This is a genomic window from Bacillus massiliigorillae (assembly GCF_000380245.2).
GTDB lineage: Bacteria > Bacillota > Bacilli > Bacillales > DSM-1321 > Bacillus_AD > Bacillus_AD massiliigorillae.
Genome location: NZ_HG428743.1, coordinates 1 through 12,643 on the forward strand (window position 1 = coordinate 1; position 12,643 = coordinate 12,643).

13 protein-coding genes and 1 rRNA gene are annotated in these 12,643 nt (G+C 36.7%); 2 read left to right on the forward strand and 12 right to left on the reverse strand.

Annotation, left to right across the window (positions count from 1 at the left end; all coding sequences use genetic code 11):
• The 7 genes from TX86_RS18620 to TX86_RS18650 form a co-directional block, all read right to left on the reverse strand.
• Window positions 1-93 (reverse strand): 16S ribosomal RNA (locus TX86_RS18620); the annotation flags it as partial.
• 548 nt (window positions 94-641) lie between these two features.
• Window positions 642-1,550, reverse strand: coding sequence for a fumarylacetoacetate hydrolase family protein (locus TX86_RS18625; RefSeq protein ID WP_042351235.1), 909 nt, complete (start codon window positions 1,548-1,550; stop codon window positions 642-644).
• A 188-nt stretch (window positions 1,551-1,738) separates the two neighbouring features.
• Complete coding sequence (locus TX86_RS18630) at window positions 1,739-3,475, reverse strand: sodium:solute symporter family protein (RefSeq protein ID WP_081707754.1); 1,737 nt, start codon at window positions 3,473-3,475, stop codon at window positions 1,739-1,741.
• On the reverse strand, window positions 3,387-3,710 hold the full coding sequence (locus tag TX86_RS26790) for a hypothetical protein (protein WP_042351239.1): 324 nt from the start codon (window positions 3,708-3,710) through the stop codon (window positions 3,387-3,389). The genes TX86_RS18630 and TX86_RS26790 overlap by 89 nt, the downstream gene beginning before the upstream one ends.
• Window positions 3,711-3,731: 21 nt before the next feature.
• On the reverse strand, window positions 3,732-4,502 hold the full coding sequence (locus TX86_RS18640; RefSeq protein WP_042351241.1) for a cyclase family protein: 771 nt from the start codon (window positions 4,500-4,502) through the stop codon (window positions 3,732-3,734).
• A 30-nt stretch (window positions 4,503-4,532) separates the two neighbouring features.
• Window positions 4,533-5,339 (reverse strand): TrmB family transcriptional regulator, encoded by an 807-nt coding sequence (locus TX86_RS18645; RefSeq protein ID WP_042351243.1) that lies wholly within the window; start codon window positions 5,337-5,339, stop codon window positions 4,533-4,535.
• Window positions 5,340-5,520: 181 nt separating this feature from the next.
• Window positions 5,521-6,015 (reverse strand): M15 family metallopeptidase, encoded by a 495-nt coding sequence (locus TX86_RS18650; RefSeq protein ID WP_230203680.1) that lies wholly within the window; start codon window positions 6,013-6,015, stop codon window positions 5,521-5,523.
• 435 nt (window positions 6,016-6,450) lie between these two features.
• On the opposite strand from TX86_RS18650, the gene TX86_RS18660 reads away from it, so the two are divergent.
• Together TX86_RS18660 and TX86_RS18665 are read left to right on the forward strand one after the other, a co-directional pair.
• A complete protein-coding gene (locus tag TX86_RS18660) occupies window positions 6,451-7,248 on the forward strand; it encodes a ParA family protein (RefSeq protein ID WP_042351246.1) in 798 nt (265 codons plus the stop codon).
• Window positions 7,235-7,573, forward strand: a complete 339-nt coding sequence (locus tag TX86_RS18665) for a hypothetical protein (protein WP_042351248.1) — start codon at window positions 7,235-7,237, stop codon at window positions 7,571-7,573. Before TX86_RS18660 ends, TX86_RS18665 begins: the two co-directional genes overlap by 14 nt.
• Before the next feature lie 49 nt (window positions 7,574-7,622).
• On the opposite strand, the gene TX86_RS18670 is transcribed toward TX86_RS18665, so the two are convergent.
• The 5 genes from TX86_RS18670 to TX86_RS18690 all read right to left on the reverse strand — a co-directional run bounded on the left by TX86_RS18670 (window position 7,623) and on the right by TX86_RS18690 (window position 12,630).
• The gene (locus TX86_RS18670; RefSeq protein WP_042351250.1) at window positions 7,623-8,279 is read right to left on the reverse strand and encodes a 5' nucleotidase, NT5C type; all 657 of its coding nucleotides are present in this window, start codon (window positions 8,277-8,279) and stop codon (window positions 7,623-7,625) included.
• A gap of 526 nt (window positions 8,280-8,805) precedes the next feature.
• Entirely contained in the window at window positions 8,806-9,336 is a 531-nt protein-coding gene (locus TX86_RS18675) for a cysteine hydrolase family protein (protein WP_042351252.1), read from the reverse strand.
• A 445-nt stretch (window positions 9,337-9,781) separates the two neighbouring features.
• On the reverse strand, window positions 9,782-10,987 hold the full coding sequence (locus tag TX86_RS18680) for a metallophosphoesterase family protein (protein WP_042351254.1): 1,206 nt from the start codon (window positions 10,985-10,987) through the stop codon (window positions 9,782-9,784).
• Window positions 10,988-11,392: 405 nt separating this feature from the next.
• Window positions 11,393-11,998 (reverse strand): type 1 glutamine amidotransferase family protein, encoded by a 606-nt coding sequence (locus TX86_RS18685; RefSeq protein ID WP_042351256.1) that lies wholly within the window; start codon window positions 11,996-11,998, stop codon window positions 11,393-11,395.
• Window positions 11,995-12,630 carry a hypothetical protein gene (locus TX86_RS18690; protein ID WP_042351257.1) on the reverse strand — a complete coding sequence of 212 codons (636 nt, stop codon included), beginning with the start codon at window positions 12,628-12,630 and terminating at the stop codon, window positions 11,995-11,997. Before TX86_RS18690 ends, TX86_RS18685 begins: the two co-directional genes overlap by 4 nt.
• Window positions 12,631-12,643 lie beyond the last annotated feature (13 nt).

Sequence of the window (12,643 nt, forward strand, 5' to 3'; positions counted from 1 at the left end):
GGTCGGGAGCAAGCTCCCTTCCATTCGCTCGACTTGCATGTATTAGGCACGCCGCCAGCGTTCGTCCTGAGCCAGGATCAAACTCTCCAAAAAGTGTTTGTCTTGCTCATAAAAGTTTTGTTCAATCAAGTTGAACTTTGTTTTAGAATTAACGTTGACGTGTTGTCTTGTTTAGTTTTCAAAGAACTTTCGTTGTCGTAGCGACAACTTTTATATCATAACATTTTCTGTTGTATCTTGTCAACAACTTTTTTGTTATTTTTTCTGTCGTTCGTAAGCGACTTGAATATAATAACACTTAAGTTGTTTTATCGTCAATAACTTTTTAAAAAAGTTATTCTGATACTCGAGATTGCTATTCTTCTAAATCCCTTTTCGAATGACTATTTTAATAGCTTTCCGTCTCGGGAATTACTATATTACTCTTCTAATCTCTTTTGGTCAATACCTTTTTAAATTTAATTTCTTGGGGAAGTATTAAAAGCTTAGTTTATACTCTCTACCAAAAGCGTTGTAATTTATCATTCCAAGTAACTATGCTTGAATCATCTACTTTCCGTAACCATGTACAAACCATCTAAAAAGCGTAAAAAGGGGTTCTAAAAGTGATTGAAAATCACTTTTAGAACCCCTCTACACATTTATTGTATTTTATTTTTCAATGTGCCTATACCGGTAATTTCTAACTCTACTACATCACCTGTTTCTAACCATCTATGAACATCCGAACCTAACTCTAATAAACAGCCATTTCCTACGGTACCTGACCCAATGATTTCTCCTGGGAATAGGGTAACACCTGCAGAGGCTCTTTCAATCATTTGACCAAATGTATAAAAGATATCTTTAAAATTTCCCTTTGAGAGTAATACTCCATTCACTTTCGCAGTCATCGATAAATGAAGTTGATTGTTTTCTCTAAACTCTTCTAATTCATCCTTTGTTACAATACAAGGACCAATAGAAGTTGCAAAGTCTTTCCCTTTTGCCGGACCTAATCCAACTTTCATCTCTTTAAACTGCAGATCACGGGCAGACCAATCGTTCATAATGGTATAACCAAAAATGTACTCTTCTGCTTCTTCAGCTTTAATATCTTTCCCTTGCTTACCAATAATACAAGCTATTTCTAATTCATAATCAAGATTCTTACATTCTATTGGCTTCTCCACGTCTTGTTCTGGACCTACAACAGCCATATGATTTGTGAAATAAAAAACAGGAATCTCGTACCATTCTGGTGCAATCTTCATATCACTACGTTTCGTCGCATTTTGCAGATGCTCCTCAAATGCCATAAAATCTCTTATACTAGTAGGATTAGGTAACGGTGCTACTAACTCCGTTTTATCCAACATGTAGGATGAAGTATTCAAACTAGCAAACAAATCCTTCACAATCACCCCTGTATCATGGTGACTCTTTATAAAACCCATCATATTATCCGGTAATCTTCCATTACTCACTTCATACATATCAAACACGTAATTATGTTTAATCCAGCCCAACTTTAGCTTTCCATGACAATCTTTAAACGTCACAAACTTCATTCGTTTCATCCTCTTCTATAAGATTTACTCCATAAGTGAAACTTTAATCAGTAGGGATTGTTCCTTTTCTCCATTCTCTATTGAACTAACTCATTTCTTAGCTTTTACCTAATCTCCCACTCCAAAGCCCTTATTTCTTCTTCATTTTGAAGTGAGATTTCTAGTGTCTGTTGGAATGTACTATACTTTTAAAATACTGATTCTAAAAGGATTTGATGTTTATTTACTATAATTCTGCCATTCTCTGTTATGCTTACTTTTCTCCTCCACATTCCGTATTCCTTCAAGTAGTTTTGTTTAATTAATTTGGACAGAATAGCCGAAGCCTTTAAAGAGTCATATTCATGCTGAATTAAGTATTGCTGTAAAATATGCGGACCCTGTTGAACTAATTGAAGGAATTTCAAATCTTCAACCGACACCTGATCAGGAGCAATCTGTAATTCCTGTTCATTTAAATCTACATACTCCATCCCTTTAGATGTAATTTCAAAAGTATAGAAGCCAGGACCTGTATATTTTTCTCGATTAATTAAATATTTCTTATCTAAATCCTCAATTAGTGTATTGCTTACAGATGAGTCCGTACCTAATAAATCACTAATCTCAGCCATCGTGTTATAACCTAAATAGATATCTTTTAGTATCTTTCTTTCTATATTACTTACTTCGATACTTTGCTTTTGCATAGCTACCTTATCACTTTTCCATCCAGGTTCAGCATAATAACTAGGTTTCGTTAATAAGCTAACAACTACGATCGTAACGAGTGTCGCTACTAATCCGACTACACCAACATGTGTATATTGATCAATAATAAAAATCTTAAACAATCCTAACAGGGTAAAAATAACCGTGACACTAATGCCTACAACAGTGCCATAAAAAGCGCCTTTAGTCGTTGTGCGCTTCCACCATATACCCAATAGCACTAATAAAGAAGGTGGTCCAAGCCATGCTGTAGAAAAAGCAAATAAATAAAGAGGACCTCCAGGATAAAAACATAATAACCAAACTAATAATCCTAATATGAGAGTTATCATTTTCGAGGGAAAAGTAAGTTCTTTTGGAGTAGCATTAGGTTTCACAAACCGTTGGTATAAATCACGCATTGCCGTGCTGGAAGCCCCGATTAATGCTGTAGTAGATGTTGAAATGGAGGCAGAAAGGGCACCAATCAAGGCAAATGCAGCTATACTAATCGGTACAGCCTTCAGCACCACTCCAAATGCTGACATTGGACTAGCCTCACCATGAGGTGCAAAAGCATCCGGAAAGATGGCTCCTGCGTAAACACCTACGAATGCCAATACCACAATTGGAATTAGTAGTAGTACAGCTCCAAAAATAAAAGAGAGTTTTGCAGTTCTTTCACTACGAACTGATGAAACGCGTAGCCAGTAATAATTATTTCCCCAAACAAGGAAACAGGCGAAGAGAATAATAAATGTTAATATACTTGGATATTCAATCGAAAAGAGAGGCATTTGTCCATTTGAAATACCATGTGTTGAAAAACCAAAATCACCTGGCCATTTACTGCTAGCAAAGTCCAAGCCACCATACTTTATAACGATTGATATAATTAGTGCAGGTAAAGCAATTAATCCAATACACATTTGAATAAAGTCCGTCAATGTAACCGCCCAAAAGCCACCTATATACGTGAATATCAAAAACATAAAGAAAATAACGGATAATGTTGCTACTAATGACCATCCTGTAAACCCAGTCACAACAATCGCCATGGAAACCACATTATTTGCCATGATGCCTAACAAACCTAAGATGGTTGTAATCGTAATGAGCGTTCTTGTTTTCGAATCAAATCTCATTTCAAGCCATTCTGATAATGTATGTGCTCCTGATCGCCGCACAAAAGGAGCAAAAATAATGCCATAAAGAGCATCCATAGACAAGTCCAAAAGCTAAAGAACCCCATAAACCAGTTGTCAACGCTAAACCTGGACCAAGCGTAATCATGGTTCCTGCAAATCCAATTGCCGCAACGCCAAAAATATTAGTGATAAGACCTACTTCACGACCTGCAATAAAATAATCATTTGAACCCGTTACCCACTTCCTCGTAATCCACCCTCCATATAAAAGAACCAGGACAAAGATAATGCTATAAATCAAGAATACACTATTGAATCCCATGATCATCTCTCCCTTTATTCTCTATTCAAAAATAGCCACCGGCCGAGCCCACCCTGCACTAGCACCTTTTATTTTGATAGGAAATACAGCCACCTTAAAGCCATGCTTACGAGGCAGAGATTCTAAGTTCGCCAGCTTTTCTATTTGACAATATTCATATTCTTTTCCAACAAAATGAGCTGCCCATAATACGCCATCTCTTGGCTGCTTCCTGTATTCTTCAGCTTGGATATCCAATGGTATATCCCATCCCCATCCATCTGTCCCCATTACTTTAATTCCTTTTTCAATGAGCCATCTTGTTCCTTCCGCAGACATTCCCGCATGATGACTTGCATAATTGTCTTGATAATAGAATTTATCAGCATCCGTTCGAATAAGAACAATATCATAAGGCTTTAATTCATATTGCATATCCTTTAATTGGTGAACTAAATCGTCAACTTGTATTTCATACCCAGGTTCTTTGTCACTAAAGTCAAAAAGCACACCGTTCCCGTAAAACCATTCGAGAGGTAATTCATCAATTTTCCTTGATACTTCACCATCTGTTGTAGGAGAATAATGCCACGGAGCATCTACATGTGTGCCTGTATGTGTTGTTAAAGTAACCGTTTCATTCGCCCATGCTTTTGAATCAGGAAAATCCGTCGCACTTAATCCTAATAAACTAGCAGCCTGTTTTGCCCCTTCTTCATGTGTTTCATATTGAATTTGAGGTGGGAATGGTTCCTTCGCTTCTTGATCTAACGGCACACTTAAATCAATAATGACTAATTTTTCTCTATTCATCTCAATCGTAACCTCCGTTATTTTTACATATTAAAAATCATTAATTAGCCATTCTAGATCTTCCCCATACTTTTCTTTAATGGGCACGATGAAATCATGTACTAATCGGTTTACATAAATATCATGTCTGATATAATTCCGTGTAATCTTCACCATGACATGATGACTAGAAACAATCGCATGCGGCTGTTGATTGACAGATTCAAATATAATGGCTTTTTTCTGGTCAATCACGCAGGATAACTCCCCTTTATGACTTTTATCAACAGTTTGTATCTCATAATGATTGAAATTTCTCCACGGCACAGGGTGGTCATAAGGACTGAATGTAATCGTTACAACATTTACACCTTTTTCATATGCTATTTTTAATTCTTTATGAAGTAGCTCTAACTCCTGTCCCCAGCAACTTATAATAATTTCATTGCTTGCCTCCTTAATCTCACTCTTTATGACTTCTATGGATATTTCATACCCCTCTACATGAAATAATTCAGTCCAATCATTGTTCGAATTGCTTTGCATGTTTTGGAAATGAAGGCTTAAAAGGCTCATATTTTGTGAAAAGGACTGCTCCATTTTTTCCAGTAGTGTTTGATAGGGAAGAGGTGCATATCTCTTTGCATTGCTACTATCATCACTCTTTACAACATAGACAACTCCCTTTTCTTGCATTCTTCTTAATGTTTCATACACTTTTGGTCCAGGAACACCTGACTTAACAGCAATTGCATTACCGTTTAACGGGAATTCTTGTAGAAGTGACACATACACTTTTGCTTCATATTCAGAGAATCCATAGTCCTTCAAAACAATTACAACGTCATGGGTATCCATCACTTTCACCTCATCATCGTATTACTACCTAAGTGGTAAGATAATGCTAATTCATATATATGTCCGAGGAGAAGATATATATCTATCAATAGAAAATATTCACATACATACAATCTTTCGGAATGTAGATGCCCGTAGATATTCTATTTACACAAAAAAATACCCACCTCAAAAGGTAGGTTTACGCTTCTTTCACATATACAATCCATCCGAATGTTTTCTTCAGCTTCTCAGCTGCTTGCTCCGCCTTTTGTTTATTCGCAAATGTACCAGTCATCAGCCGATACTTCTGTGCTTCTTTCCCTTCTACCATCGGCAGCTTACTTCCACCCCTAAGCTTTTGGAGCGATAGCCCGAACGTATACTGAAAATGAGGATAGTCCTTGAAATCTGTCCAGTCTCCTCCCCATTCCAAACCAAGGGATTTACCAATGGCTCCAACTCTAATCCAACGTTTATCCACTTGCCAATTAGGAATGAATTTCCCACCAATAATATCGTATATACAGAAATCAAAGGCTAAACCAAAATTGTGGTAGGAGTAGCCTCCACATGCATTTGTTACCACTTTGCCAGGCTTCGTTCGTCCTTGCTCATATAAAGCATTTTGCTCGGCAACAGTTCGAAGCCCTTGGGTAATGATCACAAGGATTCCTTCCGCATATGCTTTTTTCATAGGCTCCCTCGCTTTTTCTACCAAAAAGGGGTAAAACCCCTCGTAATTTTGGCTCAGCTTTTTCTAGTAAATGATTGATTGCCATAAAACTTCTCTACACTCTTCCAATCCATCGAACTCTTCCTTTCATCATTCACATTTTCAAAGCGAAAATCGAAACCTTATGAAGAAAATAGATGATTTATGATCAAAAAACTAGTTTGCTTTTACGTTATTACTCCATGAAAACAAACATATATTTCCATTTTATCACAAAAATAAATACTTTCCCTCTACTTATTGAAGCAAAAGGAAAAATCGTAATTTTTCTAGTAAATTTCACTATAACTCTATTATTTTTGGTTGCTATCACTTACAATAGAAGAATAAAAGAAGAAAACAACGTTGGAAGAAACAAAGGTACATAGTTTTCAATTAAAAAAGGAGGCAATTTAGATGCCTTGTAAGGTAATCACTTTTGGTATTCAAAAAGGCGGATGCGGTAAAAGTACGACAACTGGTATTACTGCGCATTTATTAAGAGAAGATGGCTACCGTGTGTTAGCTATCGACATGGACTCACAAGGAAATTTAACAGAATTACTTTCTGAGCAACCATCCAATGAATTTATGGGAAATTCAATCTTAGAAGCGCTACAAACAAATCGTATTCAAGATTATATCGTACCAGTAGCTGAAAATCTTGATTTGCTTCCTGCCAATAACTTTCTAGCGACATTCCCTCGCTGGATTTATACAGGTAAAACCTATACAGGTGAGAATTTACCATTTAAAGGTAATCCGAGCTTGATTTTAGATCAAATCTTAGAACCAATTCGAGATCAATATGATTTCATCGTTATTGATACGCCACCTTCATTGAGTGAACAAACAACAAACGCACTTTGTGCGAGCGATTATGTAGTCGTAATGTTTGAATGCTCGAACTGGTGCTACTCAGCCATTCCAAACTTTATGGATTCAGTAGAAGGTGCTCGAAGCTTCGGTCATCGTGATACACAAGTAATTGGTATTTTACGTACCTTAAATGATGTACGTCGAAGTGATGCCAAAGCCTTCAACGAAATGATTCAAGAAGACTATCCAGAGGATGTATTCGAAACGATTATTACGCGTAAAGCACCTACAGGACGCTTGTCCGTTTACGGCTTTAACGAAAATCCAGAAATCAAACAAGCATTAGAGCAATACACAAGTTTTTATAAGGAGTTGATACAACGTGTCAAAGGTTAATGCGATCAAGAACATGAAACGCCAACAAAAAGTCATTACTCCTACGCAAGCATTAGCTGCATCAGTAGGCGAAGAAGATCTAGAACAAGAGCAAGAACAAATCGAGCCAGCAGCTACTTCTTCCAATCAACCAATCACTGTTTCTTCGAGCGAAGAAAACTTCGAACCAAAAAGAGGAGCAACTAAAGTGGACAGAAAACGCGTATCATTCGACTTACGTACGGACTTGCATAAAGAGTTGAAACTTCAAGCACTTATGCAAGAAAAGAATATTTACATTTTGATTGAAGAAGCTTTAGAGCAGTATTTGAAAGAAAATAAGTAAATAATTAAAGCGCCACTCTATTGAGTTGGCGCTCTTTCTTTTATATACGTCACAAATTACAGATGACGTTTTCTTTAGCTGCTAGTAGCTCCACTACCATTTCCTTTGCTTCCTGCAAATCTCTCGCCCGCCATTTTGTATCAATATGGCGATTGTATAGCATATCAATTAGAATGACGTCTCTCCCTCGTTTCTGAAATTCTATGAATGTATTAGGCTTGTCGTCAATCAATATATCTCCATAAATCATCCATTTACAGCTACAAAAAATTACATTTTCTTTAGGAAAGTTAGGGAAATGTTCCTTAATCCAAGCTCTCTTATCATCAGCAGGATTAGAATGAGCGTGCTGGATCGGATAATTGATATTTTGAAATTCTACAATTTCTCCGTACGATGTTCCACGTGGTACATCACTTACCATATATACTTCCCCTATATCCTGTAGGTCTTCTATAAACGTTTGTGCGTGCTCTTTAACAGGTATATGTCTAAAAAGTCCTGGTATTTTAAATAATTGATACGCTTCTAATCCTCTATTTGAAAACAAGTCTAAATCCCATTGGTTCACGTTATCAGGATGAACATTATCTTCAAATGCTTGATTATGTATTGCCCAATACACCTTTGAGAAGACATTAAGCGTATCATCTATATCTACTAAAATAATAGGTTTTGTTTGGGGAATATTTGATTGTTGCTGCATTGCCTGTCATACCCTTCCATCGATGCTATTGTTGAAATAATCATAGCAAAAGGCTTACGTAAATGGAATTTCATTTATCACACCCAAAACCTTGTTCCACCATTCAAATAAAAATGAAATTTCTCAACCAAACAAAGAAGAAAACAACGTTTCTTCCTTTAAAGATTTGATGATATATTCTTTCGTCCATCTTACCCTTTCGCAATATCGGTCAAATCAACATTTGGTAAAATATGTTACAATTAAATATACATATTTCGTAAAGCAATGAAACAAGATTTGTCTAAGCTCACTTTCGGTAGAGCATTTACCATTATAAGTGCGTTCGTCATAATAATTACGATGTCTTTTTTCAAAGAAGCCGAATGGTACGATTTAATTCGTAAAATTTCATTTGCTGGATTTATGATTGGGTTACTCCTATTACCTGATTACGTCAAAGCGAAAAAGAAAAGTTAAACATTCCTACATACAAAAAAAGAGAGTCACCTTGTGGCTCTCTTTAACGTTGGATCAAACCTTCGCATTAGAAAATAATATCCTTCGTTTTAACTACAGATGCAAACCATTGGGCATGGACGGAATTATGGTGATTGATGATTTGTGATGCCTTTAAAACAATAGAATCGTATGTACTATGACCATCTGCTACAAGAATGACATCATAGCCTAGACTATAGGCTCGACGACATGTAGCATCTACACAAATTTCCGTTTGAATGCCTGTAATAATTAGTTGATTTATATATCTACTAGTTAATTCTTGTTGAAGAGATGTTTGCTGAAAGGCATCAGGATGATTTTTTTCAATGATTATATCTTCTGGCTTTAAAGTCATGGACGGATGGATGTTCCATCCAGGGCTACCTTTTTGATTAAGCATACCTGTTTTACCATCATGTTTCGTAAAGAAAACCGGAATCCCTGCCATACGTGCCTTTGAAATAAGTAACTGATTATTACTTACTAACTCCTTGTCCTTAAATAGAGGCTGCTCCTCCAAAAACGATGCTGTTTGTATATCAATAATAAGTAACGCAGCGTTTTTTCCGTTCATACTCATCCTCTTTTTTCACCTTTTTTCTTTATAAAAATCACTTGAATTATCCACTTATATCTCACAGCTATTTAGTATTCCCATTAAAGGAGATTTATAATGCTTTAATAATTTCTTACACATTTCCTTCCAAATGCAGATATTGAAAAAGCATATGAACTAGCGTCTGAAGTGTTTAAAGGTACTGTTATTGCACCTGATGACCTACAAACCATTACGGTTGATCATTTATCGAAGGTATCGGGTTAATATAAGCTCCTCTTTGCTCCACTGTTTGTATATAAAACATGAAAAAGCCGATTTTTTATCCCACTAATAAATCGGCTTTTTACATTTGATATTAAATAAATTTTCAATCCCCTGTTTTCTCACATAATTCCCCAAACATTTTAATTCGACTATAAATATCTTATTTTCTATATAAAATGAAAAAGTGCGAAAACAACTAGTTTTTCCCTTGATGCTTATCTAATGGAGCCGGATCGATACTTTGGTCATTAGCCGTTAAGTCTATTCCGTAGTCTTTAGCGAATACCATATGCGTTTCTACTAAAACATTTTCTGTATTTTCGTCGAGATTAAATACTCTGGCGCCTCGTAATCTATTACGCTCTGCACCTGGTAGACCATATGTGCCGAATCCTGTATTTCCAGCATAGCCGAGTAAAATGCCGTAATAATTTCCGCAATATGTATTGATATGATCATGACCACAGAAAACACCTTTTACATCTCCACGTGCCAGCATGGCTGAAAACAAACCACTATTGATAGGTCCCATACATTCATCTTCATTTCTTTCACCTACAATCTGATGCTTGTTTACAGCAGTAGCGTGGTTAGCTTCCGTTCGGTGATCAACACTGGCATACCACATGAATCGATGCTCCCATAGAGGAATATGAATAAAAACAAGTGAAGGAATTTTCTTTCTGTACTGCTGCTCTAACTTCTTGGATGTTTCATAATACCAACCAACTTGATCGAAACGGAGCCAGTCCCAAGTCGGATAGCCGTTGAAATCTTGTCCTGCAATCGTTTTTGGCGCGTATCTACCACTATCCATTAACCAAATATTGAATGCTGGTTTATTTCCTTTTGCATTATTAATGAGTAGATTCATGTTTCCTGTACCAGTTAAACCCTTCTCCCCTACACGATTTTGATTAAATCGATAGGTCCTATAGAATGCCAGCATATCTTCCTCATCCATGCCACTTTTCGATGTAGAATCTTCGTCATGATTACCAAAGGTAACAGCCCATTTGATACCCCGTTTTTCCATTGGAAGTGCAACATTATTCATCGCTTGTTTCATTTCCAATGGTGTGTCGCAGCCTTCTGCAATATTATCTCCATTTAATACAACAAAATCTGGCTTCTCTTTATCAAGGACCTTCTCCATTAGCTGAATCGTTCGTCCATCAATACGCTCATCATCCTGTGTATCATTAAATTGAACGATCTTGAATTTACCATTTCGATTAAATTGAAGTTTTATATCTTCTGTTTTTGCTTCAGCATACATATTTTCCCCAAACAATTCTCCTGGAAAATCAAACGTGCCAAGTGTTAAAGCAAGTGTACTCATACCACCAATTTTAAGAAAACTGCGTCTGTCTACACCTCTGTTAGAATCTTGATTACTCATACAATCACTCCCAGTTCATTAATAGACTAGTTCATAGAAAAGTACATTTCATAAGGTCTTAGCTTGCGATGTTTGATTCGTTACTTTCCATCATAAAGTGATAATATTAATAAACTATTATTCTTATATGAAATATATGTAAAAATCTCCCCTCCTAGGCGCTCTATCTATCTACTTGAATAAAACGCTGTGTACAACTGAATGAATCCATAGTTGGAAAGACTTTAATTTTCAGTAGAAAGAGTATAACTCTATACATCACTACTTAAAAACATAAACGACAACAGACTATCATGATCCCTTCAGCGACTCTTTGAAGCAAACAACGTTTCTTTGAAGGAAGAAATCAATAAATATATAAAAAAAGAAAAACGTCATTATTGATAATGACGTTTTTCTTTCTGGTTACACCTCACCCACAGCAAGCCAAGGAAACATCCCATCTAAGAAGCGTTCTGTTGCAGGCATGAAATAAGAACCGAAATGGTAGTCAGGGTCCAAAGTGGTAATAATCCATGTTCCATTTGTACTCACTTTGTCCACATACAAGACAGCTCCTCCATCTTTCGTTGTTATGAGCTTCTCTGCTTGAGCTGGCGGCCAGAATACACCGTGTTGATGCCACGTTGCATCCTCCAACGTGATGTACTGGAATAATGGATAGTCGGGATTGGCAAGGACGAGTCCACTTTGTGCATTCTTTTCAAGCCACCACCAAAAATTCGTTGGACGCTCCTCCCATTTTTGATTAGGAAGCCATCCCCAAGGCTGAGGTCCGAATGCTACAACAATTCCTCCTCTTTCAGAGAATGCATCTATTTTTTCCTTTGCTTGCAGAAGCAAGTGATTATTTAATTGAGAAGGAACAATAAGAACATCATAACCATCTAAATCTAATTCTTGAAATTCGGGTAAGTAAATAAGTTGTTCAATATACTGTGCATATTTTGGTTCATGGAACGTACGATAGTGAGACGCATTTCCACTGTAAATAACGGCTATTTTTCTCATTGAACCTTCTCTCCCTTCAACTGATGACATTCTGACACAACCCATTGCCAAGCTTGCTTGCCAATTCTATCTGTCGACTTGCTTTGGCCACTATATTGGAACAAACTGCGACCTGCATGAACTAGAATCGTTCCATTTGTACTATGACGATCAACGTAAGTGATAGGCTTACCGTCTTCAAAGGTCAATTGTACTTCTGCCTCTTTAGGCGCTGGATGATAGCCACGAGCAAAAAAACCAGCAACGCCTTTGTTATAGACCATATCCTCTATTTCTACACCAGCAAAAATACCATTTGGCTCATTTATTACCATATAGTAATCCTTATGCGAGCGAATTTGCTTCGGCATGAAAGGGCTACAGCCTGGCAGCCATTGACGGAACAAATGTCCACAAAAGATGACAATATTGCCTGCTTCTAAAAATGCCTCGATTTTCCGTTTATGTGTAAATAAATATTCTTGGTCGATGAAATCCGTTATAAGAAGTACGTCGTATTCTTGCAATTCCACATTTGCTAATGCATATTGATCAACCATTGTTCTGTTGATTTGATTGTCTCCAGCCATTTGTTGCCCAAGTCCAAAGGCATGTCCAGGGTTAAGTTCTAGTATTCTTGGTGTCTCACTCATATTTTCACTCCTC

Bases quoted from the DNA above. Each gene is read 5' to 3' on its own strand.
- TX86_RS18625 (WP_042351235.1), bottom strand. From the start codon at position 1,550: ATGAAGTTTGTGACGTTTAAAGATTGTCATGGAAAGCTAAAGTTGGGC.
- TX86_RS26790 (WP_042351239.1), bottom strand. From the start codon at position 3,710: ATGGGATTCAATAGTGTATTCTTGATTTATAGCATTATCTTTGTCCTG.
- TX86_RS18640 (WP_042351241.1), bottom strand. From the start codon at position 4,502: ATGAATAGAGAAAAATTAGTCATTATTGATTTAAGTGTGCCGTTAGAT.
- TX86_RS18645 (WP_042351243.1), bottom strand. From the start codon at position 5,339: ATGGATACCCATGACGTTGTAATTGTTTTGAAGGACTATGGATTCTCT.
- TX86_RS18650 (WP_230203680.1), bottom strand. From the start codon at position 6,015: ATGAAAAAAGCATATGCGGAAGGAATCCTTGTGATCATTACCCAAGGG.
- TX86_RS18660 (WP_042351246.1), top strand. From the start codon at position 6,451: ATGCCTTGTAAGGTAATCACTTTTGGTATTCAAAAAGGCGGATGCGGT.
- TX86_RS18670 (WP_042351250.1), bottom strand. From the start codon at position 8,279: ATGCAGCAACAATCAAATATTCCCCAAACAAAACCTATTATTTTAGTA.
- TX86_RS18675 (WP_042351252.1), bottom strand. From the start codon at position 9,336: ATGAACGGAAAAAACGCTGCGTTACTTATTATTGATATACAAACAGCA.
- TX86_RS18680 (WP_042351254.1), bottom strand. From the start codon at position 10,987: ATGAGTAATCAAGATTCTAACAGAGGTGTAGACAGACGCAGTTTTCTT.
- TX86_RS18685 (WP_042351256.1), bottom strand. From the start codon at position 11,998: ATGAGAAAAATAGCCGTTATTTACAGTGGAAATGCGTCTCACTATCGT.
- TX86_RS18690 (WP_042351257.1), bottom strand. From the start codon at position 12,630: ATGAGTGAGACACCAAGAATACTAGAACTTAACCCTGGACATGCCTTT.